Raw genomic sequence first — 22,944 nt, 5'->3', positions numbered from 1 at the left:
CCTCGTAGCGGCGCAAGGCAATGTGATCGGGAATGACACCGTTTGAGGCGACTCTCTTAATGGTAAATTCCAAGATCGATGGTTTCGATGGCAAAATATTCGAGCAAATATCACCCCAAAGAAAGCCTGCGCCTGTGTGGGAAATGGAGAAATCCAGATATCTCTCAAACCGACAGGCCTGTAGAGGGACCCCACGTTAGTGTTCTACAATAAAAGATTCCTCAAATACCCCCCCGGGTATCAGGCAGCTTTCCTTTGATAGACGTTATGCATGTCCCCACAGCCGGTCCAGTTCTGGCGAGTTCCGCATGATGTTCAATAGCTTGCGGATCACCAACCGGGATCACGGTGCTGGGGATAGACTTGGCATTTCCCATGCCCATCATTTCGCTGGACCCGCTTTAGATGGAGCAGCAGGTCCTTTACCTGAATTTAGACGAAAAGATGCCAAATCTTCCAGGAGCTTCATTTGTTCGTGCCTAAGCATGGGGGTTATCCGGGCGAGCAGCCAGATCAAGCTGAACGAGGCGATAGTCCTCCTCTTCAAAGGACTTCATGAATCCAAATTGGCGATCCGCAAGCCACTCGGGAGGAACCCAGTCACGGTCCGGGGTAAGGGAATAGCCCGGTAACGCTTGAGCGGATCCATCACATCCAGTGTCTTCTCAATCTCGTTCTTTTCCTACTCGAACGGTTTAAGGCTGAGGTCGGCGACATTCGTCAACTGGCCGATCGGCATTGCCGGTTGATCGGGTTTACTCGGAAAACTCGATGACGTAAAATTCCTCCGCGTAGACGGGCTTGCCCTTCAAGGTCGGTGGATTGAAGCGGAATTTGGCCGCCTGAATAATCGCCGGGATCATGAATTCCTGGTGCTCGATCTGCACGACTTTCGGATTCACCGCCCGGCCCTCGGGTGTAATCACATACTCGACACGGACCTTGTCGCTCAGGCCGCTGCCCTTCAGTTTTTTGGGATACGCACCGGTCTTGCTGTTTTTTCCCTTCGGCTTGATCCGCTGGCCGAGATCCTTCTTTGCGCTGTACACCGTGTCCGTCAATTCGTCGAGATTGACGAATACCTTCCGTTTCATGGCAGCGTTCAGCTTGTCCTCAAAGGGCAACTTGAACTCGATCGGGATGGTCACCGTCTGGCTTACCGGTACGCCGTCCTCCGTCGCCGGGGCAAAATGCCAATTTTTCACTTCGTCAAGAGCAGCCTCCCCGAAGGCGGGATGGCTCGCGGATTGGATACTCGCGTCCATGACATTGCCCACGTCGCCAATGACGACCCTGATCCTCGCAACGCCCTCTTCGCCCTGCTCCTTGAGCTCCACCGGGTATCCGGGAGAGCCTCCCTGCAGCAGCTTGACGCTGGTTGAGGCGCCCTCGATGGAGAGGCCTGCGATTGTCATCAATAGAAGGGTACCGAGTGCTCGTCTTGCCATTTTTTGTGTCATTGTGGTTGTCTGCATAATGAATTGTATCCGTGGGATTTCAAAAGTCCGCCTGCCCGGCTACTTCGCTCCGAATTTATACACCGTCGTGCTCGAGTAGCTTTCACCCGGCCGAAGGATCGTGTCGGGCCAATCTGGATGATTCGGACTGTCCGGCAGGTGCTGTGTCTCCAGACAAATTGCCTCGCGGGCCCCGTAAGGCCTCCCGGATTTCCCTTTCAGCTGTCCATCAAGATAATTGGCCGTGTACACATGCAAGGTTGGCTCATCCGTATACACCTCAAGAAAGCGCCCGCTCTCCGGTTCATGCAGGGTGGCCGCCAGCTCCAGCTCAAGCCCAGTGTCCGGAATTTCCCAACTGTGGTCATATCCACGTGCCAGAATCAATTGTTCGTGGTCCAAAACAATGTCCCGCCCGATCCGCTTCGGTGCGCGGAAGTCAAACGGGCTGTCCCCCACTTTCTCCCAGCCTCCCAGCGGAATACCCGTTCCGTCCCTCGGCATGTAGCTCTCCCCGGGCATCGCCAGCATATGATCCAACACCGTCCCACTTCCCTCCCCAGCCAGGTTGAAGTACGCATGATTGGTCAGACTTAACGGCGTTGCCTTGTCTGTCCTCCCCGTGCAGGCGATCCGGAGCGCATTGTCCTCTCCAAGCGTGTAAACCACTTCCACAAACAGGTTCCCCGGATACCCTTCCTCCCCGTCAGGTGAAAGATAACTGAACTTGACCCCGTTCTCCACGACTTCCGACTCCCACACCACTTTGTCAAAGCCCTTCTCCCCGCCGTGAAGGTGGTTCGGTGCGCGATTCACCGACAGCTGGATTTCTTCCCCGTCCAGCATGAATCGCCCCCCGCTGATCCGGCCCGCCGTCCGGCCCACCATGCAGCCCAGATATGGTCGCTTGATCCCGTTGATGTAGCCCTCCACCGAGTCATAGCCCAAAACCACGTCCGCCTTCTCACCGACCCGGTCCGCCACAACCACAGAAACAATCCGCGCCCCATAATTCGTCAGACTCACCTCGGTCCCCACCAGATTCCTTATCTTGAACGCTTGAATCCCACTGAAATCCTCGACCTTTACCTCCGCCCCCTGTCCCAGGGAAGGCAGCAGCACCAGCCCAATCGCCCATCTCCATCCATTTATCCACCTTCGCTCCTTCACCATACAGCCCTTATGTAAAAGATTATATATTTACGCAACACTTACATTTATTCTTGTCTTCCAACTTGGGCAAATCAAGATTCTCCCGTCCACCCCCTCTCTTCCTGGAGAACCACCCCACCACCCTAATTCTTGATATATGAAGCTAGCCCAAAGCCTGATTTTATTACTCTCAACAACTGCTGCAGGCGTCCTGAGTGGGCAGAGCACCTTCCAGCCCTACACCACACAGGGGGAAAACCTGATCCATGTGCGGACGGCGGACTTTGATGCAGTGGGGGCGAAGGATTATGTGGTGGGTATGACGGTGAACGGGAAGGTGATCGCCTTTGACCGACCGGCCATCTCGGATCCGGAGGAGAACAACCAGCTGTGGCAATATACTCCGCCGACGAGTTTTGGCATCATGCTAGCGACCGGGGAGGCCAACAGTGCCAACCCCGGGGAAGAGGTGCTTTTACCCGGAACAGACGGCCACCTGCGGATCCTGTCCAGGGACGGCGTGCTGCTGGGCGACTGGACGCCACAAACGGGGACCGGATTCCCGGGAGCGCTGTATTCGGCGGACACGGGCAAGAACAGTGCCGGGGAAATCCGGATCGTCACAGGTGGAGTGAATGGCCGGATCTATATACTTGCCGAAGACGGAACAACGGTGGGAACGATCTTCCCCCCTTCGACAAGGAGCAGTGTTCCGGGCGTGATACGGCGTGTAGTGGTGGGCAACTACGACGGAATCGGCGGGGACGAGGTCATTTCCTTTTACGACGAGTTGAATTTCAGCGGGGGAAACTACTTTGAGATCACGGATTTGGACACGATGGAACGACCGGCCTACTGGGGCTCAAACGGGCTGAATTACAACAACATCCAGGAGGCATTTGGCTGGACCGACAAGCAGTTGCCATGGGCCTACGACATGGACGGCGACGGGGACGACGAGCTCGTCGCCCACTGGGGCGTTCTTCATCCGGAAGATGGTGCGCGAACCCGGCTCCTTTCGACAATGCTCCCTGCCGGGGAAGCCTTGGATCTGGAACTCCACTACGAAAATGTTTCCGAGACCACCAATACGGGCAAATACCTCCTGCAACAGGGTGTTCCCGGCGATTTCAGGGATTGGAACAATTATCCCGGGCCGGAAATGCTGACCATTTACGGGGATGATTTGTATCTGGTAAATTATGACACGCGAAACAGCGTCGACCTGAACAGGTTCCGGGTCTTCCGTCCGACCGATCACGGATACGCACACACCCTCTATCACTTCACCGACGGGGCACGCCTCGAGGACCGCAACGGCGGGCTCGACAAGATGATTCTTGCAGGGCCGCCAAACGGGGATGATCACTTCTATCTTGTCGACCTGTCAACGGGCCAGTGGACAACGGACGCCAAGACGATCGATGGCCGGGGCGTCTTAAGGGAAGTCCGCGATGCGCTGGATGAACTCCACGCGGATATTCAGAATTTTTCCGGCACAGAGGCAGTCGCGGGAAAACCGATTTATTACATCGGTACCATGAACGGCTCCATGGGATGGCGTATGACAGAATCGAATATCCGCTCGCGGGCCAACTCGATCCGCAACGCCGTCCAGGAATGGCGCGACGAACTGGGTGGAGTTTCCGGATACCAACCGGAGCGGGTCAAGTTTGTCTCCTCAATCGGGGACATTGACGGGTTAGTGGACCGGATGACCAACAACGGGGCGATCGACCTCCGGCAAGCCCTCACTGACTTCAGTCGGGCCCTCGCTGAGCGAAAGGTGCACTTCATGTTTATCGTCGGGCACGGGTCACGGATTTTCATCGACCCGGAAACGCTCGCTGACTGCTTCGAAGCTTCCATCTTCGAGGGAGAAACCTACATGCTGGCCCGTTCAAAGGAGCTCCGGGAAAGCACCTATATCGATGAATATATTCCCCACATGGACGCCCTGCTCGCCCGCTCCGCGCAACTCGGAGTGGCCCCGCCCTATTTCATGCTGTGTGGCAAGGGGGCCATTTTTTCCGCACTTGCACCGGACAAGGCCAGCGCCCTGTTCCCCGCCTACAAGGATGTCCTGACCCTCGGGGTCGAGAACTCAAACGTCACAGTGCCCGACCTGAGCTTCGCCGAGCGAGTGGGACTGTGGCTCAATGGTGACGTGGAGAACTGGGGCTGCAATTCGATTGGGGACAACCTTGCCGCCAACCGGGTTGTCGAGTTTGGCGGCATGCGCAATGGCCATGTCGTCTTCCGGCACTTGTTTTCCCAGTATCTGATGGGCGCCAATTCATTCAGGATCACCTCAATCATCAACCGGGACAACCCGATGTATCTGCTTGGAGACACCAACGACCCCGCGTTGAAGTGGAGTAACCCTTACCGTCAGGGCATCTGGAACTTCCTCCGTCTGGTGGAAAGCGGTGTATATCCCAACTCGCCTGAACGCGATCAGCTCAAGGGCCTCTCACCGGTCGCGGCAGCCCTTCACGATCCGAATTTTATCCGTCTCCGTGAGCAGAGCATCAATCACGATTACTACAAGTATGCGCCCCCAGCCAGGAATTATGTCATCAATCGGCTGGCTTGCTGGGACGCCTACACGGATGTTCCCGATGTCGACGGGACCGCCATCCTCCTCAATGCAAAAAGGCGCTGGGATAACCTTCTCCCCACCTCGCCCAGTGGATTTTCGCCGATCGTTCCCTATGCCACGCGGGCAGAGCTCGAGGCTCTGCCATGGTGCAACCGGGCGTATCAAACAAATGGCGACACATGGAGCGAATTTGCCAGTCTGGAAGAGGCCAGGGACTCCATTATGAATGAGCTGGTGACCCAGCGCGGCAACCAACTGTTTTACGTGGACAACGAATGCTTCTGGCAGGTCACACAACAGAAGGACGACCCGGACACCTACTTTGTCGCGCTGCTGGATTCGAACTTGCTCACTCCGACAAATCGCACCGTGCAATTGAAACTCGGCAGTACTCAAGGAAAGTGGGAAGTCTTCGACCAGTTCGGTTCACAGGAGGTCCCGCTCGGCACATTGGAAAGCAGTGCCGATGCAATTGCCATCAATATTCCGGCGGGAGCCGTGCGGATCCTGACCGTCAAGAGACCCCCTCCCCCACCCGTCTTCGCCACCGGATTTATCTGGCACGATGACAACTGGGCTTACAATGCCGATGCCGGTTCATGGTTTTATTTTTTCGGAAATTTACAGGCCCGTGAGCTGTCATCAGGAAATGACTACAATTACACGGATACTTCCGGATGGGCCTGGATGGAATTTCCATGGATCTACGATTTTGAAAGCGGGTCCTGGTCATACATTTTTGGAAACCGCTGGGTATACGACTTCAGCTCGGCTGAAACGGTCCTTTTGAAGCAGTAAGTTTACATCCAATCCCGAAAACCATGAAAATTCGCCACCTCACCTCCCAGGGAATCTGGGCCATGCTTCTTGCCTTGGTATCGGGTGTTGCCGCCCAGGCTGCCCTTCCCTCAATCCTTTACCAGACCGAGACAGTCTACATCTGGACGGGACAGAGCGACGAGCTGACGCTCGATGTTCCCAACAATGTGAATTACACTTACCAATGGTATGCGGGAACCAAGGGTGATACCTCCCAGCCAATATCCGGGGCAACCCAAATTGGATACACCACCCCGAATTTGACGGAGACCACCAACTACTGGGTGCGTCTGACCAACAACGACGGTTCTCTCGACAGCGAGACCATGACAATCATCCCGGTCAACTCGGTGGCGGACCTGCCACGGGCCGAGCAGATGATCATCAAGCTGCCCGACGGTGTGAATATCGACACATCCAAAGTGGCGGACAAATTCCTCCTCTATCTTCCGCAGACCTTCGATGCATCTCCTGAGCTGCCGCTTCTCATCCATTTGCATGGTGCGGGAAACCAGAATGAGCACGTTTCGAAGTTGCGGGTAAATCAGGGAACTGAGTTTGAGCCCGGCAATCCCTTCCAATTGATTGCCGTCAGGCCCCGCTCCAATGGTGGATGGAACCTCTCGGAGATGAATCTGCTTCTGAATTACCTGAAGACAGAATTCAAAGTCGACGAAGACCGGGTCTATGCATCGGGCTACAGCATGGGTGCCGCCGGTGTCTGGCGCTGGACCCTCAGCGAGCTTGAAAGCGGACGCAACACCTTCAGCGCTGTCGGCGTGATGGCCGGCAACACCGGAAGCTACGACCGCTCGCTGGCGCTCGCCATGACCCAGAACCATGTCCCCTTCTGGATCTTCCACGGGGACCAGGACCAGACCGTCAATATCCGGCCCGCCAAGGAAATGAGCGAGTATCTGACCCGCTCCGGATCGGAAGCGAAGTTCACGGTTTTCCCGGGATTCACGCACGGCATTGCCGGGGAGCCCGCCAAGATCGGGGATGATGACTTTCTCAAATGGATGGTTCAGCAAAGGCGGCGCGACCGCAGCCTCCCTTCCGAAAAAATCCTCAGCCTCAATTTCTATGAAAGCGCGGTCAATGCACAGTTGATCGATTCCTCGGAATCATTCGGAGTTGAATCACTCGGCACCCTTGCCGGAAACTGGAACAACACCACTGGAACGGCATCAGCGGGATCCTTGATACTCGACGACGGCTCAACCAGCTCGGTTGAGCTCAGCACGATCCAGCCAGAGGGTTCAAGAAATTTTAACGCTGGACCGCATTCGCCCATGGAAGCCGGTTTGAACCGGACGGCATCGACATCCGGGCCGGTAAGCGTCACTCTCAGTAACCTGAATACGGATTTTCCAAACGGGTATTACGCGATTGTCTACCTGACCGGGGAAAAGCCCACCTATGAATTCCCGCTTGATACAAACGGGGATCCCATCCCCGACGGGAACGGAAAGTCCTACGTGATCAACAAGGCGACCCCCGGAAACACCGGGGCAACGATCACCGACGGCGCCTCGACCTTCTATTTCCAGTCGCCTGACCTGATGCACAGTTCGCTGGTCAGGTTAACAGACCCTTCACCGGTCTTTCACTACTTCAACTATCCTTTGCAGCGGACCAGCCAAACGTCGCCGCCGGCCGCTGATTATCCGGAAGCGACCTTTGTCGTCTTCGGGCCTTACAGCGATGATGCGGTTACTTTTACACTGGATAATATTGCTGGGGAAGACGCAGCCATCGGAGGGATTCAAGTCTTCGACCTGGCCGCCCTACCCTTAAGCCCCGATCCGGCGGAATTCTCCGCCGTGCCGAACCCTGGCAGTCCGAATGAGGTCACCATGTCTTCCGTCACAGGCCTGACAAGTGTTGGCACCGTTGAATACTTCTTCACAGAGACGACGGGTAACTTCGGCGGGACAAGCAGCGGATGGCAATCCAGTATTGACTATACCGATACAGGACTGCTTCCCCAGACGACATACGCCTACACCGTGACCATGCGTGATTCCCTCGGCAACATAACGGCCGCCTCGGATTCCGTGGTTGTCACCACACCCGGTTATGAGTCCGCGAGTTCCCCCATACTCCTCGCATGGCATACCCCGGATGAGGGCACCAACCCGTCCACCCCCGACACCACACCGGATTATGTCTTGCCGGGGATTTCCGGCTCGATAGCCGGGGGCAAGGAGGTCAAGACGAATGCCAACTCCACTGACGATTCATTTGGCACCCTTCCTTTCCCGGACAGCCCGTTGACGGCCAATGCCGTCAAACTCCAGACCTCCAACGCAGAACAAAGCACCCTTACCCTTACCATCACCAACAACACGGGTGGCGACATTGTCCTCGATTCCCTTCGCTTTGACTACAGCCGGGCGTTTGCGCCAGCCGCAAAGGACATGGATGTGAGCTACCAATCCGGTGACCTTGATTTATCGGGAACGCCTTCCGTGTTTTCATTCATCGGCAACACCGGGGATGTCCTCGGCAACACCGGGGACTATGCCGACGTGGATGCGGACCTGACGGTGCTTGATGACTACACCCTCGCAAATTCCGAGAGCGCGACTTTCCAGATCGTCATCGCGAATGCAGACAATACCACCAGCGCATTCAACATTGACAACATTGCCTTTACCCAGGCCGCTGGATCCGACATGGATGGGGATGGCATTCCCAATACCATCGAGGAAAGCTGGGGACTCAATCCGGACCTGAAATCCGACGGGGCCCTTGACCTCGACGGGGACGGGCAAAGCAACTACTCCGAGTATGTCGCGGGAACACAGGGAGATGATCCCTCAGATTTCCTGAATTTGCTCCTTTCATGGACCGGCGCAGGCCAGTTTGAAATCAGTCCTTCCATCGAAACCGGTGGGCGCCTCTACATTCTCGACTACTCGCCGGACTTGCAGGGCATGTGGCAATCGATCGACGCACTGGACAGCGACGTGGTTAGCCCTGTCACATTTCAAGTGCTGGCAGCTTCCGGCGCGGATTTCTTCAGAATTCGCATCATCAAAAAACCCTGATCATTTCAACAAACCAAAAAAGGATAACACAAAATGAAAAAACTAATGACCCTCGCAGCCATCGCGCTGCTTTCGACAAGCGTTAACGCCCAGGAATGGAGTTTCTTTGATGCCTTGGACAAGAATTCGGATGGGCAGGTATCGGAATCCGAATGGATGAACCGGGACAAAAAACAGGCGAAGAAAAAGGGGAAGGCCTTTGATACCGAGGCATCAATGGCAACCTTCAAGGAGCGCGACGCAAATGGAGACGGCGTCCTTTCCGAGGACGAAGTTGGCGGCGCTACCGCCAAAAAAGGCAAAAAGGATAAAAAGGGAATGAAGGACAAGGCCGACAAGAAAATGAAAATGAGCAAGAAAGACAAGATAGGCGACAACTAGAAAGTTGCCCTGCAAGAGCTTTTCTCCTTTAAATAGAATCGTTTAAAAACAAACCCGTCACCAGTACTGGTGACGGGTTTTTCGTTAATCACCCTGATGACTCAAAGACTGTGAAGGAAAGGCATGAGCGCCTGCAGCAGGCGTTCCTTCTGTTCGCGTCGGACATTGTGCCCAGCGCTTTCGATGTGCACAAGCTTGCCATTCTTCAGATGTGCGGCGACCTGCTCGTTTTCACGGCGGAGCTTCTCCCCTGCATCCGCCTTGAGGATCAGCGTCGGGCAGGTGATCTTTTTGAAGAGGTCACTGGTTGAAGGACGGTCCTGGGAGAAAGTACGGTAAACGAGATTGGGATGATGACGCTGTTTGGAGGCCGCCCAAATGCGGATTTCCGCTTCACCCCAGGAAGGATTTTGTTTCAGGCCGTGTTCAACAATCTCATCGTAAGTCTTGTTGTTCTGTTCCAGTATCGTGGCGGCGCGCTTTTTGAGATCCTCCTCGGATACTTCCCCACTTGAAAGCGGAGACCTTCCCACGAGGCGCGGGTCCTCGAGAATAATCGCCTTGGGGACATCCGGGTAGCGTGCGGCAAACCAGGCAACGGAGGCGCTTCCCATTGAATGTCCCATGAGAATTGGATTCTTGAGCTCAAGGGCCTTGATCAAACCGGCAAGATCCTCGACCTGGGCATCCGCTGGATCTGACCGGTTGGGCGCATCAGACAAGCCGTGCCCGCGCGCGTCAAAAAGGATCAGGTCAAACTGATCCGTCAGCTCCACGGCCAGTTGGGTCCAGCACAAGCCATCGTCGGAAAACCCGTGGGCCATGACCATTACCGGCTTGTCTCCTCCTGTCCGCCAGTAATGCAGACGTATCCCATTTGCCATGACATACCCTTCGGTCCATCCGGACGGCGGTTCCGGCGGACCGGCTACAAGGAAAGCAGGAGGAATAAGCCAAAGAGCGGCAACAAGTTTAAGGAGTATGGATTTCATGATTGGTGCAAAGAGGGATTGTCATTTACTTTACCCGCCATATCCATCGGGATGGGCGGAATGCCACTTCCAAGCGGTCTCGATGATCGACTCGATGTCGGTGAACTTGGGATTCCAACCCAGTTCGGATTTGATCTTATCCGAACCGGCCACGAGGGTTGCCGGATCACCGGCGCGGCGCGGCGCGATGTCGGCCGGAATGGGATGACCCGTAATCTTCCGGGCGGCCTCGATGACTTCCTTGACCGAGAATCCCTTGCCATTACCGAGGTTGTAGGTGCGGTTTCCGGCATCAAGGGATTCAAGCGCCAGAATATGGGCGGAAATCAGGTCCTCGATATGAATGTAGTCGCGGATGCAGGTGCCGTCGGGCGTATCGTAATCGTCTCCGAACATGAAGACCTTTTCACGCTGCCCCAGAGCAACCTGCAGAATGATCGGGATCAGGTGCAACTCGGGATCATGATCTTCGCCATGCAACTCCGTTGCGCCGGCCGCATTGAAATAGCGGAGGCAAGCAAACTTGAGCCCCTTGGTAATCGAAAGCCAATGAAGGAACCGTTCGATGATTCCCTTGGATTCACCATAGGGACTGCCCGGAATGATCCGCTCGTCTTCCTCAATCGGCATCTTCAGGGGATCGGCAAAGAGGTTGGCCGTGGAGGAGAGGATGATTTTCCCCACTCCATGCGCTTCCATTGCCTTCAGCAGGTTGAGCGCATTGACGACATTGTCATTCAGATAAAGAAATGGCTCCTGCATGGATTCGCCAACAAGCGAATTGGCGGCAAAGTGCATCACGGCATCCGGCTTGAATCCGGCAATGGCCGCCTCAATCTGCTCATACTGGCTAAGGTCACCCTCAATGAACGAGGCCCCTTCGGAAACCGCCTCCTTGTGACCCTGCTGGAGATTGTCGAAGACCAGGACATCATACCCCTCGCGCAGGAGAATCTCCGTTGCGACGCTTCCAATGTATCCGGCCCCACCTGTTACTAGTACTTTCATTGTTCTGTTTCCAATTTGGTTGTTGTTAAAGTTTAACTTCCCGCAGGCGATCCGCCGCGGTTTCCGGTGTGATATCACGCTGCGGCTCAGCCATCATCTCAAACCCAACCATGAATTTCTTCACGGTGGCTGACCTCAAAAGTGGCGGATAAAAATGTGCGTGCAGTTGCCAATGTTCGCCAGCCGACCCATTGAACGGAGCACCGTGCCAACCCATCGAATAGGGAAAGTCACATGAAAACAGGCCGTCATATCTCTGTAGTAATTCCTTCATGACAACAGCGAGAGACTCCGCTTTGTTTGTCGTTAACTCGGTCATCCGACTGATCTTGAAACGGGGAAGCAAGAGCGTCTCAAAGGGCCATGTCGCCCAGTATGGCACAACAACGGCCCAATCGTCATTCTGACAAATCATGCGCTCCTTGCGCTCGATCTCAAGCTCGACATAATTCAAGAGCAACCGGTCGTGATGATTCCCGAAATACTCCCGCTGGCGGGCGTCCTCCTGAAGGGGCAGTGTGGGAATGGCATCCATCGCCCAAACCTGGCCGTGCGGGTGCGGATTGGAGCAGCCCATTATCGCACCCTTGTTCTCAAAAACCTGAACCCACTTGTATTTTTGTCCAAGCTCGGCGGTCTGCTCTTTCCAGGTCTGAATAACCCGGCAGATGTCTGCAGGCTCCATCTTGGCAAGCGTGAGATCATGCCGTGGGGAAAAGCAAATAACCCGGCAGGTGCCCTGCACATTGGCACAGCGGAGGAGATGGTGCTCGGAAGCATCGTCCGAAGGATCTTCATTCAGAAGGGCCGGAAAATCGTTCTCAAACACATAGGTCCCCTCGTAGGAGGGGTTGTCGACCCCGTTGGCCCTGCGATTGCCGGGGCACAAGTAGCAAGATGGATCGTGTTCGGGGCGCTCTTCCTTGTGGACTTCCTCCTGTTGGCCCAGCCACGGACGGGTTGCCCGGTGCGGTGAACAGAGTACCCATTCCCCGGTTAACTGGTTGCGTCGACGATGCGGTAAAAGTTCCTTGTCCATGGCTTTTCAGACTCCCGTCTTGAAGGCGTGCGCTGAGGTCTCAGGCGTCGTCAGGAAAATCTTCGGTGCGTGTTTGAAGCGTGTGCTGAAGGCGGTGGAAATCAGGGTCGACACGTTCTCAGCAACTTCTTCCCTGACAAGGGCAATGCAGGAGCCACCAAATCCCCCGCCGGTCATCCGGCACCCCGCAACACCCTCAAGGGGTTGTGCGATTTCCGCGATATAATCCAACTCGTCGCAGCTCACGCGATAGTCATCTCGAAGGGACGCATGACTCAAGTTCATTTGCTTGCCGGCCTCCTCGATGTCCCCTGCGGCAAGGGCGGCCACCGCCTTATGGGTGCGGTCGTTCTCCGTCACGTTGTGTCGCACGCACTTGCGCATCTCTTCATTCAAGGACTCGTTGGCAAGCGTCGCGTCCAGTTCCTCAATGGCAATGTGTCGCAATGAGGAGACTCCAATTATTTCCGCGGCATCATGACACGCTTTTCGGCGCTTTGCGTACTCGCCGTCAGCGAGCTCATGGGCCACTCCGGAATTGATGATCATCAGGCGCCAGCCGTCTGCCTTGAATGGGGCCTGCTCGAAGGTTTCGTTCTCGCAGTCGAGGAAAAGCAAATGACCAGCCTTGCAGTTGAGCACTGCCGCCTGGTCCATAATCCCACATGGCACACCCGCATATTCATGCTCGGCATGCTGACACAACTTGGCGAGTTCAAAGCGGTCCATTTCCCCACCACAAAGGGCCAAGGCAGCCAATCCGGTGGCCGCTTCAAAGGCGGCACTACTGCTCAAGCCGCCGCCGATCGGAATATTGCTGTCAAAACAGGCATCAAATCCCGTCAGGTCATTCCCGGCCCCGATTATCCCGGCAAGAACCCCACGCACATAACGATCCCAACCGCGGGACCGGCCGGGGGCAATCTCATCAAGGGTGAATTCCACCCGGCCGTCGTAGGTCGCCGTGGCCAAGCGTACCTCCTTGCCCGATCGGGCCTTTACCGCCATCACAAGAAAGCGGTCAATCGCCGCCGGCAGCACCCAGCCGCCATTGTAGTCGACGTGCTCACCGATCACATTTACCCGGCCAGGGGCGAAGGCGACGATCTCAGCGTCGTCTCCGAAGTTCATCTTGAATTGTTCCCTTACATTATCAATAAGGCCTTCAGCGGATTGAGGTATTTTCATATAATCGGTCAATTTGTAAAATTTATTGTTTGCTTTAGAATAAGCATATCACAGTCTTATACTTGGAAATTAGATAATATTCTTCCTAATTTTTAATAAATCAGGTCAGGTCATGAAGCGCGTTGCCATCCTAGTCGAAACCGCCCTTGCCTCGGGGCGGAATATCCTTGCCGGGATCAGCCAGTACATCAGGGAACATGACGACTGGTCCGTCTTTCATCCCACCGGATACATGGGCGCAACCGACATCGCCGGACTGGTGGATTGGGATGGGGATGGCATCATCGCCCGCATTTCCGATCCCGCCATCTTGAAGAACCTGAAAGCGAAAAATACGCATATCGTCGACGTTCTCGGAAATGTCCAAAAATCCCCATTTCCCTTAGTCAAATGTGATGACCGGAAAATCGGACGAATGGTTGCGGAACATTTCATAGGCAATGGCCACCGCCACTTTGCCTTTCTGGGATTCAGTTCTGAACGATGGTCCTTTGAGCGTCAGGAAGCCTTTGGGCAAAGTCTGGAAAAGGAACATGGCCAAGTGAGCCTTTGTCACCTCAACCCGAGACACCAGGGACCCGCACACTGGCACCGGAACCTTGATCACGTGGCCTCGTGGGTTGAGGGCCTTCCAAAACCATGCGCCATGCTGGTTGCCAGCGACCAGTTTGGACCCCTCGCGATGAAAGCCTGTGAGCGTAGTGGAATTTCAATACCGGAGGAGATCAGTATTGTCGGCGTTGATAATGACCAGTCCTTTTGCGAATTGTGCCGGCCCCAGCTCAGCAGTATTGAACCGAACCACACACGGGTTGGTTACGAGGCTGCACGATTACTCGATGCGCTCATCACGGATGAACGCACAAGTGAAACCTTGCTGGAAACGCCTCCCCTCTCCCTTTATACGCGTGGGTCCAGCGATACAATGGCCGTGAGTGATCCTGCCTTGGTAAAGGCCATGCGATTCATCCGACAGGAAGCCTGCAACGGGATTTCCGTTGATCACGTTGCGGAATCCGCCGGTGTTTCCCGCAGTGTGCTCCAGCGTCGTTTCAAGGACCAGCTTGGACGCACCGTCGGTGACATTATCCTTTCCGTAAAGCTCAGGCGCGCCCGGGATATGCTGGCTTTCACCAAGATATCCATTCCTGAGATTGCCGAGCGGAGCGGCTTCAATTACCAGGAATACCTGAACTACATCTTCAAGAAGCATCTCAGCACAACGCCGGTCCGTTTCAGGGAAGAGGCAGGAAGATAATCTCAATCCAAATTGGCGTCACACAATTAATACGCGGCGCGCTTAAAATCAATCGGTCCATCGGAAGTATCGGCAACCGGATTCGGCTGAATCCTTGCGGGTGCAGAGGATGTGTTATCCGCTTCTGGCGCATTGTCCTGGTCATGCTCCTCCTGCTGAAGGCGTGTCTCCCACTCCTGAAGGGTCTGTGCCTTGTCGAAAAGCGTGTTTTCGCTTTGCTCGATAAAGGCCTCGCGCTCGCGAAGGAAAGCGACCTGCTCGGAAAGCGACTTATGCGTGACATCATCGTAGGAAAGCGGGCCATCCTGATCGGCATCGGCGGAAGGCGCAGCAACTGGAGCAGCTGATTTCAGTTCTTCCATTTCCTTGCGAAGAGCGGCAATGACCTGATCCTTCTCAATAATCACCTCGTTGGCTTCACCGAGTGCGTGTCGTGTTTCCTTGAGCGACTCGTCGAGGGCGGCGATACTTCCATCCTTTGAAGTACTCGCAAGGCGCTTGGCGAGAACCGCCTCGCGGTCATTCAATATCCTTTCCCTGGCATCGAGGAGGATCTCCGTCTCGCGTACTGCACGAACCCGCTCGTCGGCCTCTGCCCGAAGCTTGGCCACCTCACGCTCACGATTGCGCAAGGCATCCTCTTCCGCCTCAAGGGAGGCGAAGCACTCTTCCACCCCAAGATCAATCAGACTGTTCCCAGGGCGCTTGGTCGGATGCGTGCGCTGAAGAATGGCATCAATTGAAAGCCCGGCATTGGGATTCATCTGCTTTTTTTGCGCTGCAGGACGCGGATCCGGGAAATCAACGAATTCGGGAGGATTGGATTTTGCTGCTGTAGTAGACATGTTTATAGGGATAAGGAGTTGGCGTCAGTTAAGAAAGCGTCCGAGCAAGCCCTTTGACTTGGGCTTCACATCGAGTGCCGCAAGGGCAATCGCGATGGACAAGCTTTCAATATCAGGATCACGCAGGGAGACAAAGAAGCGTACGCGAGCGGCCTCTCCGGAATTCACAGCATGTCGCAATTGCTGTGCTTCATCCGGCATGAGGTCCATGCGCTTCTTTACCGCCAGTTTTAATTCACCAATCAGGCCTTGAACCTCCTGCTTGGCGAGCGGCGTGGCATTCTGCCACGATGCTCGTGTAGTGGAAATTTGATACGCTTCGAGCAGACTAGCAGCCTTGTTGTCGCCCAACTGGCGTGCCATGTGGCCAATCGCCTCAGCAAGAAAGAGTCCCGGCTCATCTTCCCGGATGGGAAGAAACACCTTGAGGACCTTCTTGTCCTGTTGCGTCAGCGCATTCAGCAACAGGCGATAATCCCCGCTGATGATAACCGATTTGGCGCTCTTTTGTGCAAACTCAACAAATTGGCTGATTGTATGAATACCTTCTGAGCGGCAGAGGGAAAGGGTCTCGCGGGTGAAGTTGGCCAGCTCGACGGGGAAGTCCAGGGGAACCTCCATCTGCTTTAATGCCGATGTGGCGTCACTTTCCATGTGAGCAACCTTGTCCAAATGATTGACCATGTCCGAGAACGGATCGTCAAGGGACTGCGTTTCCTTGAGAATCGAGTAAAGCAGCGGAAGGCGGTTTTCCTTACCGTAGAACTCGGTCATCTCAAGCAAACTATCCAGGGTATGGCCGGTATACTTGCCCGGGGTCTCGTTCTTGCCCCGGATAGGCCATTTCGCGCCCATGTTCTGGGCAAGCTTGCACAGGTTGGTTTTTGCCATCACCGAGTCTTGGAACAGAAAGCGTAGCTTGTCCCATTCTTCAGCGGTAAAAGGTACTTTTTGTCCAGATTCCATTGTTGTTGTGTTCATCGGATTAAGCAGTTTCGGCGTGGTTTAACTGATTGACCGGGGCAACAGCCAGCCCGGCCAGGGATTCGATTTCACGGGTAAGATTCTCGTAGTCATCCACGACTCCCTCCGTCCCAATGGCATTTCCAATACAAAGGACCGGCAGTCCAAGAGTGACCGCACGACGGACAACAATCGCATCCCGGATCATGGAATTAAAGATGCGGGTCTTCGGCGAAATCTTCTTCTGGTTCCGGAATTGATTAATACGGAACTGCATGCGCATCTTCGGCACCTCGATGTCAGTCATCGCCTTGATGCTATTGAAGATGATCCCGTTGATCATCGCCGGGTTGCCCATGCCCACGCTACGGAAGCCGGCGGAGCGCTCGTTGAACTGGACCAGTTTGCCCGTCAACAGAGTGAAGCCGATCAAGCTCAGGGCATCCGGGTTGGCTGGTACGATCACTTCGTTGGCGCAAAACAGGCCACACTGGGAGGCACGCAAGACATTCGGCGGGCAGTCAAAAAGGATATAGTCATAATCCGCTTCCATCTGCTGAAGCTGTTCCCAGAATCGCACAAACACGGGTTCACCTTCCGGTGGAGTGTATTCGTGCTCAAGGTCAATCAGGTCAAAAGTGGTCGGGAGCAGGTCCAATCCGGGAAGGATCTTTTCCCCGCCGCGTTCCTCAACCACATCCTTGACGACAATGTCCTTGAGGGTTTGCTCACCCGGTTGGAAGATTGAATAGACGGACCCCTGGCCGGTCGTGTTCAATTCATTCCACCGCTCGACCCGCATCAACCAGATGCTGGTATTTGACTGGGCGTCGAGGTCCACCAGAAGGACCCGTTTGCCGCTGTTCGCAAGGCTGGCCGCAATGTTGACAATGCAACTGGTTTTGCCGACGCCGCCTTTGTAATTAATAAACGCAATTTTTCTAGCCATAAGTAGTATTCTCCTGTGTCACTTCAGACAAAGGCATTTAAGGCGGCAGAGCATCATGTTTTTCCGGATACCTCAGTTATTCATAAATTTTTATCAATTGGGGCCCATGGAACAATCGGGGTATTGTTGCTCTTCGCCGCCAGCAGGTTCCCGGCACATGGAAAAAACTCTATTTTCCGGCATGCTTAGCCGGTTTGGTAACAGATTGTTCCTAATTGACGGTAATTCTTCCACCGATGCCCGGATTGACGGCCCTATTGGGAATGTAAATGTCTTTTGACAGCATGTGCCTATAAATATCCCGGCGATCAAATTGGAAAACAGGCACTGACGCGGCAAATGCCACTGCCATGACCAAGGGCTTGTCCAAGACCAGCAGGCTGGGCGACTACTTTCCTGTCCCTTAATTTATCCCTTAATTTATCTGCCTACGGATGAGTTTTTCCTTATCCAGCTTGCTCAATTGTTTAATCCGCCACTCTTCTGCCATGGCCTCTGACCGTGTTCCGAGAGCTTGGGTATACACCAGTTTCAGCGGCGCACGCCCCCGGACATATTTAGCGGCTTTGGGCCCTTGCGATTGATGCTCCGTGAACCGGCGCTCCACATCGATAGCAACGCCCGTATAAAGGGAGTTATCCGCACAACGAACAATGTAGACACTCCACTTCATTGCCGGGAATCTTCCACCTGACCATCGACATAAAACCAAAGGCCCTTGCTTCGGCGAAAACGTGATACCTCATGATGAGTGGAACGCTGGCCGTCCTGTATATAGAATGCGCGGAATTCAACTTTCCCGATCTTGTCATTCTCTCCACCCAGCCAGGTTGTGACCACTTCCAATCCGATCCAATTAATGGAATCATAAGTCGACTTGTAGGAATCCCTCAAATCAGCTTTCCGGGCTGCGGGAAGAGTGGTCTGAACGAGGTAATCAATTTCCCCAATGACATAAGCGCAGTAACGTGACCGCATCAAGGCCAGCGCAGTCGGCGCTTTGGATACCCCTAAGTGATAGCTCCTGCAACAATCCGCATACGCCAATCCGCTCGCACAGGCGCACAATTTTATTCCGTCTGTCATTTCCCGAAGAACAGTAGGCACCTCATCTGATGGAGAAAAGCCTGAATCCCGCATCAGGGAATCCAACCATCGAGGGCCAGGCTAAATGCCTGAGGTCCTCTGATCCAATGATAACGGCACATGGTTGAATCAGATTGGGCCAGATACCTGAAATCGGGCAATTGAACGACTTGTCACCGTAGCACCCCAATAAATCATCACGACAGGCTTCGGGGCCTTGACAGCGCATCTTGATTCCGCAATGTCTAATTTCAAGAAATCCAAATACGACCCCGTGAGAAGCGTATCCAACCTGGCTCGACACGGCATCGACTTTAAAGAGGCCCAGCACCTGTGGGAGGGTGTGTTTGTGGAGAACAGTTTACCCTATGCCATGGAACGGCGCTTCATGGTAACAGGTCCTATCAACAACAAATTCTGGAGCGCCATCATCACCTATCGTCATGAAGTCATCCGCATCATTTCGGTCCGCCGCGCCCGTCAGAAAGAAACTGCCCGATGGCACAACCATCACCCTTAAGCGTGGCTTTGTCAGCAGTCTGGACGGAAAGCAGACCATTTCCCTGAAGGAATTCGACCGACTCTTTGACGAGGGCTCGGACGAAATTGACGCCTTCATTGACTGGTCAAACACAAAGGTCGGACACGGTGGACGACGCCCCGGCGCCGGGCGCAAACCAACCGGCCGCCGGCAATACACGATCCGTCTTAAACCAGAGGCACATGCCCGTTTGAAATCCAAGGCCAAGGCTCGCCATCAGACTCTTGCTGAGCTGATCGAGAGCATGGCGGAAAATTGACCAGCCCGCCAATTCCCCAACACCAAATCCCTTTACACCGCGACCTCGGGCTGTTAAAAATCTAAGTTGCAATGAAGCCACCCAGCACACTCCAAGCCAGCCTGCTGGCAGTTGTCCTGCTCACGGCAGGCTGCGAATATGAAGTCGCTCTGTCCGACCCGATGGGGCTTCCCATTGATGAATCTGTCCTTGGTACATGGACCAAGCTAAACGAGCACGGTGAAGTCGGCCGCAATCCCGATCAGATATCGATCTATGCATTCGACGAAGGGGAATATCTGGTTGTTGCCCATGGCCGCGATCCGATTTACTTTCGCGCTTATCCGATCCTCATCAACGATATCCCCTGCGTGCAAATGAAGGTTCTGGCGGACTATGATGAAACTCGACATTCCGAGACAGAGGCGGAGGAAAATGGAAAGCTCTATATGGTCGTCCAGTACACCATCGAGGAGGGGAAACTCGTTGTTTCATCGTTTGATCCAGAAATCATCAGCCCGGACATTACTTCCACGGAGAAATTGATGGAAGCCGTCCATGCACATTCAGACGACCCTGATCTCTTTGGGGAAAGGGATACCTATATCCGTTAAATGACAGGCTTCACCACTCTACTGAGCTAAAAAGCAGCTCGGATTCCCCCTACTCGACCAGCCGCATCGTCTGGAGATTTTTACCCTCGATTTCCTCGGCGCGGGCAATGAGCTCGTCGAGATCATGTTCGGATGAATGGATATAGCGGCCGGTCAGGGCATCCGCCTTGCCGGAAGCGAGAGCAACGCAAAGCTCAGCGGGCTTCTCAATGGGAGTCCATTCAGCATCGGCAACAAATTCCTCCGGAATATCCTTGGTCATTTCGGTCCGGACCAGACCCGGACTGATGGTAAAGACTGCGATCCCGTGTTCCTTTAGAGCGACAGCGAGGTTGTCACCCAGACGGACCAATCCCGCCTTGCTGCAGCTGTAGGCGGAGGCCACGGGATAGGGCCAGAAGGCCATGTTGCTGCCTACCATGATGATTCGGCCCCGCTTGCGCTCGATCATATCTGGAATCACCACCTTGGAACACAGGTAAGGACCGCGGAGATTCACTTCCATAGTGCGCCACCAATCCTCTGTGTCCAATTCCCATGGCGCACCCGACTTGCCGGAGATTCCGGCATTGTTTACCAGCAGGTCTACATGACCGTTCACTTCCAGAATCTCGCGAAAGGCGGTGGACACACTGACCTCGTCGAGAACATCCATCTGGACGGTTGAGCAGAGACCTCCCTCGGAAGCGATCAATTCGCGGGTTTCCTCCAGTTGGGAAAGTGTCCTGGCAGTCACAACGACACGGGCTCCCACAGCGGCCAACTGTCTTGCAATTTCACGGCCAATCCCACGGCCACCTCCTGTGACCACGGCCACCTGACCGCTCAAAAATCTTTCACTCTCATTATTTGTCATGGCAGATACTATACACGAAACCTCGGGAAAATCCCCTTAAAACGGCCAGACCCAAGGGATAAGAAAACAAGCAATCACGCCGACCAAAAGATTCAGCGGAAGACCAAAGCGAATGAAGTCCTTGAAAGCATATCCACCGGGCCCGTAGACAAGAAGATTCGTCTGATAGCCCATGGGGGTTGCCATCGCCGTGGAGGCAGCAAAGGCCACCGCCATGACAAAGGGTTTCGGATCAACATTCAGTTGCTGGGCAAGGATGACCGCCAACGGGGCCATCAAGGCGGCTGCCGGCTTGTTTAAAATCAAGAGGCTGAGCCCGCCAGTCATGATGTAGAATATCCACAGTGTGGCATGGGGCCCAAGGGAACCAACCGCGGAGACAAGTTGGCTGGCGATAAGGTCGAGGGCTCCGGTCTGGCCCATGGCATCGCCAAGGGCAATCATGCCAGCAATGAGCACCAGCACTGGCCAATCCACAGCCCGGTAGACCTCACGCGGTGTCAATAGTTTCGCAAGCAGGACAACGGCGACACCACCCAGCGACAAGACACTGATCGGAAAGACTCCGAGGGAGGCCAGCAGGATGATCGTGGCAATCGTCGCAATGGCAATGGGGGCCTTATGCCGTTCCTCGCGCTCCTCGTGCACGCCTTCAAGAAGGATGAATTCATTGCTGTCCCGCAAACGGGATGCTTCCTCAATAGAACCCCGGACAAGCAGGATATCACCCAATTTCAGTTCAATCTCGCCAATCTCCCTCTGATGATGGCGGCCACGCCGCTGGATCGCGAAGATCGATACTTCATATTCCTGGCGGAAGCCGATGGCGCTGCAACGCTGTCCGATCAAGTTGGAATCAGGCGCGATCATGAGCTCGAACAAGGTCATTTCGACACGCTTAAAGTCCCCTACCTCCGGTTTCAGACCGGGCGTGATGGTTACCGAGTGCTGCCGGTCGAGTTCAAGAATTTCATTCAAGTCTCCACGAACGAGTAGGATGTCCCCCAATTCAAGGGGCGTGTCGCGCCCAAGGCGGCTGATCTGCTCACCACGGATCAGCTCGACTACAGACACGCGTGATTTGCCAAAAGGTGTCTCGCCCAGTGTTTTCCCGATTAAATTTGATTCCCGGGCCAGCTGCACCTGCGTGACATATTTCTTGGCAGCTTCCGGATTGGCCGAAGAAGCGATCGTCACGCGATCCGGTAACAGGCGGAAGGACAGAAAGAGCAGGTAACCCATTCCGGCAAAGACGATCACGATGCCAACCTGCGAGAATTCAAACATGCCGATTGCGCCCTGTCCAAGGCCGTCTGAAATGGAGGAGACAAGAATGTTGGAGGAGGTACCAATCAGGGTGCAACTCCCGCCAAGCATTGAGGCAAAGGAAATCGGCATGAGAAACTTTGAGGGGCTCATCCCGACTTTTGCACTGACCGTCAGGACAGCGGGGATGAAGACAAGAACCACCGGCGTGTTGTTGATGAAGGCTGACATCACACAAACAGTGACCAACGAGAAAACAAGGAAACGCATGGGGTTGCCCCGGGAATAGTCCGCTAATTTGCCACTCAGAGCGGAAACCATCCCGGTGCGTGTCAGCGCGGCACTCAGGACAAACATGGCCCCGATCGTCACTACGGCTCGATTGCCAAAGCCGTGGAGGAGGTCGTCTGGCTGAAGGACATTTGTCAACCCGAGCAAGACCATGACAAGCAACCCGATCAGGTCGTGCCGGACGCGCTCAGTCACAAAGGCCACGACCGCAAGAGCGAGAATCAGAAAGACTACCCAGATTTCAAAAGTCATGGCAGCCGATACCTAGCCAAACGGCGAGACCCGGGTCAAAGGGATTATTCTAAAGGAAAAAGACTTCGTACAAACCAGGGGCTGGTCCCAT

The 22,944-nt window shown here is 54.6% G+C and carries 20 protein-coding genes; 7 read left to right on the top strand and 13 right to left on the bottom strand.

All coding sequences use genetic code 11. The annotated features are described in order from the left end of the window. Positions 1-755: 755 nt before the first annotated feature. Positions 756-1,448 (bottom strand): TonB family protein, encoded by a 693-nt coding sequence (locus tag G0Q06_RS03320; RefSeq protein WP_163962443.1) that lies wholly within the window; start codon positions 1,446-1,448, stop codon positions 756-758. Positions 1,449-1,517: 69 nt separating this feature from the next. Continuing rightward, a complete protein-coding gene (locus G0Q06_RS03315; protein WP_163962441.1) occupies positions 1,518-2,630 on the bottom strand; it encodes an aldose epimerase family protein in 1,113 nt (370 codons plus the stop codon). Between the two features lie 136 nt (positions 2,631-2,766). Here G0Q06_RS03315 and G0Q06_RS03310 point away from each other — a divergent pair, with 136 nt between their 5' ends. From G0Q06_RS03310 to G0Q06_RS03300, 3 genes are read left to right on the top strand one after another with little or no spacing between them, the layout of a single operon-like run. Next, complete coding sequence (locus tag G0Q06_RS03310; protein ID WP_163962439.1) at positions 2,767-6,009, top strand: hypothetical protein; 3,243 nt, start codon at positions 2,767-2,769, stop codon at positions 6,007-6,009. A 23-nt stretch (positions 6,010-6,032) separates the two neighbouring features. Further along, positions 6,033-9,086, top strand: coding sequence for a dienelactone hydrolase family protein (locus tag G0Q06_RS03305; protein WP_163962437.1), 3,054 nt, complete (start codon positions 6,033-6,035; stop codon positions 9,084-9,086). Between the two features lie 33 nt (positions 9,087-9,119). Beyond that, a complete protein-coding gene (locus G0Q06_RS03300) occupies positions 9,120-9,467 on the top strand; it encodes an EF-hand domain-containing protein (protein WP_163962436.1) in 348 nt (115 codons plus the stop codon). A gap of 101 nt (positions 9,468-9,568) precedes the next feature. Here the strand turns inward: G0Q06_RS03300 and G0Q06_RS03295 are convergent, their stop codons facing one another. Genes G0Q06_RS03295 through galK form a run of 4 tightly spaced genes read right to left on the bottom strand, consistent with a single transcriptional unit; the run spans position 9,569 to position 13,694 of the window. Beyond that, complete coding sequence (locus G0Q06_RS03295; RefSeq protein ID WP_163962434.1) at positions 9,569-10,459, bottom strand: alpha/beta fold hydrolase; 891 nt, start codon at positions 10,457-10,459, stop codon at positions 9,569-9,571. Between the two features lie 30 nt (positions 10,460-10,489). Then, positions 10,490-11,467, bottom strand: coding sequence for a UDP-glucose 4-epimerase GalE (galE, locus tag G0Q06_RS03290; protein WP_163962432.1), 978 nt, complete (start codon positions 11,465-11,467; stop codon positions 10,490-10,492). Between the two features lie 25 nt (positions 11,468-11,492). Continuing rightward, positions 11,493-12,506, bottom strand: a complete 1,014-nt coding sequence (locus G0Q06_RS03285; RefSeq protein WP_163962430.1) for a UDP-glucose--hexose-1-phosphate uridylyltransferase — start codon at positions 12,504-12,506, stop codon at positions 11,493-11,495. Between the two features lie 6 nt (positions 12,507-12,512). After that, a complete protein-coding gene (gene galK / locus G0Q06_RS03280; protein ID WP_163962428.1) occupies positions 12,513-13,694 on the bottom strand; it encodes a galactokinase in 1,182 nt (393 codons plus the stop codon). 112 nt (positions 13,695-13,806) lie between these two features. On the opposite strand from galK, the gene G0Q06_RS03275 reads away from it, so the two are divergent. Then, complete coding sequence (locus G0Q06_RS03275) at positions 13,807-14,952, top strand: XylR family transcriptional regulator (RefSeq protein ID WP_163962426.1); 1,146 nt, start codon at positions 13,807-13,809, stop codon at positions 14,950-14,952. Between the two features lie 26 nt (positions 14,953-14,978). On the opposite strand, the gene G0Q06_RS03270 is transcribed toward G0Q06_RS03275, so the two are convergent. The 5 genes from G0Q06_RS03270 to G0Q06_RS03250 form a co-directional block, all read right to left on the bottom strand. Then, positions 14,979-15,797: a hypothetical protein gene (locus G0Q06_RS03270; protein ID WP_163962424.1), complete on the bottom strand. Its 819-nt coding sequence runs from the start codon at positions 15,795-15,797 to the stop codon at positions 14,979-14,981. A gap of 24 nt (positions 15,798-15,821) precedes the next feature. After that, a complete protein-coding gene (locus G0Q06_RS03265; protein ID WP_163962422.1) occupies positions 15,822-16,778 on the bottom strand; it encodes a hypothetical protein in 957 nt (318 codons plus the stop codon). A 4-nt stretch (positions 16,779-16,782) separates the two neighbouring features. Continuing rightward, positions 16,783-17,709 (bottom strand): ParA family protein, encoded by a 927-nt coding sequence (locus G0Q06_RS03260; RefSeq protein ID WP_163962421.1) that lies wholly within the window; start codon positions 17,707-17,709, stop codon positions 16,783-16,785. A 415-nt stretch (positions 17,710-18,124) separates the two neighbouring features. Beyond that, positions 18,125-18,382 carry a GIY-YIG nuclease family protein gene (locus G0Q06_RS03255; protein WP_163962419.1) on the bottom strand — a complete coding sequence of 86 codons (258 nt, stop codon included), beginning with the start codon at positions 18,380-18,382 and terminating at the stop codon, positions 18,125-18,127. Then, positions 18,379-18,795, bottom strand: a complete 417-nt coding sequence (locus G0Q06_RS03250) for a YchJ family protein (RefSeq protein WP_163962416.1) — start codon at positions 18,793-18,795, stop codon at positions 18,379-18,381. Before G0Q06_RS03250 ends, G0Q06_RS03255 begins: the two co-directional genes overlap by 4 nt. A gap of 241 nt (positions 18,796-19,036) precedes the next feature. On the opposite strand from G0Q06_RS03250, the gene G0Q06_RS03245 reads away from it, so the two are divergent. The 3 genes from G0Q06_RS03245 to G0Q06_RS03235 all read left to right on the top strand — a co-directional run bounded on the left by G0Q06_RS03245 (position 19,037) and on the right by G0Q06_RS03235 (position 20,188). Continuing rightward, positions 19,037-19,315, top strand: a complete 279-nt coding sequence (locus G0Q06_RS03245) for a BrnT family toxin (RefSeq protein WP_163962414.1) — start codon at positions 19,037-19,039, stop codon at positions 19,313-19,315. Next, entirely contained in the window at positions 19,239-19,595 is a 357-nt protein-coding gene (locus G0Q06_RS03240; protein WP_163962412.1) for a hypothetical protein, read from the top strand. The genes G0Q06_RS03245 and G0Q06_RS03240 overlap by 77 nt, the downstream gene beginning before the upstream one ends. Positions 19,596-19,666: 71 nt before the next feature. Then, complete coding sequence (locus tag G0Q06_RS03235) at positions 19,667-20,188, top strand: hypothetical protein (RefSeq protein WP_163962410.1); 522 nt, start codon at positions 19,667-19,669, stop codon at positions 20,186-20,188. A 49-nt stretch (positions 20,189-20,237) separates the two neighbouring features. Here the strand turns inward: G0Q06_RS03235 and G0Q06_RS03230 are convergent, their stop codons facing one another. Both G0Q06_RS03230 and G0Q06_RS03225 read right to left on the bottom strand, forming a co-directional pair. After that, positions 20,238-21,044 carry an SDR family NAD(P)-dependent oxidoreductase gene (locus tag G0Q06_RS03230; protein WP_163962408.1) on the bottom strand — a complete coding sequence of 269 codons (807 nt, stop codon included), beginning with the start codon at positions 21,042-21,044 and terminating at the stop codon, positions 20,238-20,240. A gap of 36 nt (positions 21,045-21,080) precedes the next feature. Further along, positions 21,081-22,853 (bottom strand): SLC13 family permease, encoded by a 1,773-nt coding sequence (locus tag G0Q06_RS03225; protein WP_163962406.1) that lies wholly within the window; start codon positions 22,851-22,853, stop codon positions 21,081-21,083. Between the last annotated feature and the right edge of the window lie 91 nt (positions 22,854-22,944).

It is taken from the genome of Oceanipulchritudo coccoides, assembly GCF_010500615.1.
Lineage (GTDB): Bacteria > Verrucomicrobiota > Verrucomicrobiia > Opitutales > Oceanipulchritudinaceae > Oceanipulchritudo > Oceanipulchritudo coccoides.
This window is presented reverse-complemented; position numbering and strand designations above follow the sequence as displayed.

What these genes read in the sequence shown, in the direction of transcription:
- G0Q06_RS03320 (WP_163962443.1), bottom strand. Translation starts at nt 1,448, where the DNA reads ATGGCAAGACGAGCACTCGGTACCCTTCTATTGATGACAATCGCAGGC.
- G0Q06_RS03305 (WP_163962437.1), top strand. Translation starts at nt 6,033, where the DNA reads ATGAAAATTCGCCACCTCACCTCCCAGGGAATCTGGGCCATGCTTCTT.
- G0Q06_RS03235 (WP_163962410.1), top strand. Translation starts at nt 19,667, where the DNA reads ATGAAGCCACCCAGCACACTCCAAGCCAGCCTGCTGGCAGTTGTCCTG.
- G0Q06_RS03225 (WP_163962406.1), bottom strand. Translation starts at nt 22,853, where the DNA reads ATGACTTTTGAAATCTGGGTAGTCTTTCTGATTCTCGCTCTTGCGGTC.
- G0Q06_RS03310 (WP_163962439.1), top strand. Translation starts at nt 2,767, where the DNA reads ATGAAGCTAGCCCAAAGCCTGATTTTATTACTCTCAACAACTGCTGCA.
- G0Q06_RS03265 (WP_163962422.1), bottom strand. Translation starts at nt 16,778, where the DNA reads ATGAACACAACAACAATGGAATCTGGACAAAAAGTACCTTTTACCGCT.
- galE (WP_163962432.1), bottom strand. Translation starts at nt 11,467, where the DNA reads ATGAAAGTACTAGTAACAGGTGGGGCCGGATACATTGGAAGCGTCGCA.
- G0Q06_RS03250 (WP_163962416.1), bottom strand. Translation starts at nt 18,795, where the DNA reads ATGACAGACGGAATAAAATTGTGCGCCTGTGCGAGCGGATTGGCGTAT.
- G0Q06_RS03245 (WP_163962414.1), top strand. Translation starts at nt 19,037, where the DNA reads ATGTCTAATTTCAAGAAATCCAAATACGACCCCGTGAGAAGCGTATCC.
- galK (WP_163962428.1), bottom strand. Translation starts at nt 13,694, where the DNA reads ATGAAAATACCTCAATCCGCTGAAGGCCTTATTGATAATGTAAGGGAA.
- G0Q06_RS03240 (WP_163962412.1), top strand. Translation starts at nt 19,239, where the DNA reads ATGAAGTCATCCGCATCATTTCGGTCCGCCGCGCCCGTCAGAAAGAAA.
- G0Q06_RS03295 (WP_163962434.1), bottom strand. Translation starts at nt 10,459, where the DNA reads ATGAAATCCATACTCCTTAAACTTGTTGCCGCTCTTTGGCTTATTCCT.
- G0Q06_RS03275 (WP_163962426.1), top strand. Translation starts at nt 13,807, where the DNA reads ATGAAGCGCGTTGCCATCCTAGTCGAAACCGCCCTTGCCTCGGGGCGG.
- G0Q06_RS03255 (WP_163962419.1), bottom strand. Translation starts at nt 18,382, where the DNA reads ATGAAGTGGAGTGTCTACATTGTTCGTTGTGCGGATAACTCCCTTTAT.
- G0Q06_RS03270 (WP_163962424.1), bottom strand. Translation starts at nt 15,797, where the DNA reads ATGTCTACTACAGCAGCAAAATCCAATCCTCCCGAATTCGTTGATTTC.
- G0Q06_RS03285 (WP_163962430.1), bottom strand. Translation starts at nt 12,506, where the DNA reads ATGGACAAGGAACTTTTACCGCATCGTCGACGCAACCAGTTAACCGGG.
- G0Q06_RS03315 (WP_163962441.1), bottom strand. Translation starts at nt 2,630, where the DNA reads ATGGTGAAGGAGCGAAGGTGGATAAATGGATGGAGATGGGCGATTGGG.
- G0Q06_RS03230 (WP_163962408.1), bottom strand. Translation starts at nt 21,044, where the DNA reads ATGACAAATAATGAGAGTGAAAGATTTTTGAGCGGTCAGGTGGCCGTG.
- G0Q06_RS03260 (WP_163962421.1), bottom strand. Translation starts at nt 17,709, where the DNA reads ATGGCTAGAAAAATTGCGTTTATTAATTACAAAGGCGGCGTCGGCAAA.
- G0Q06_RS03300 (WP_163962436.1), top strand. Translation starts at nt 9,120, where the DNA reads ATGAAAAAACTAATGACCCTCGCAGCCATCGCGCTGCTTTCGACAAGC.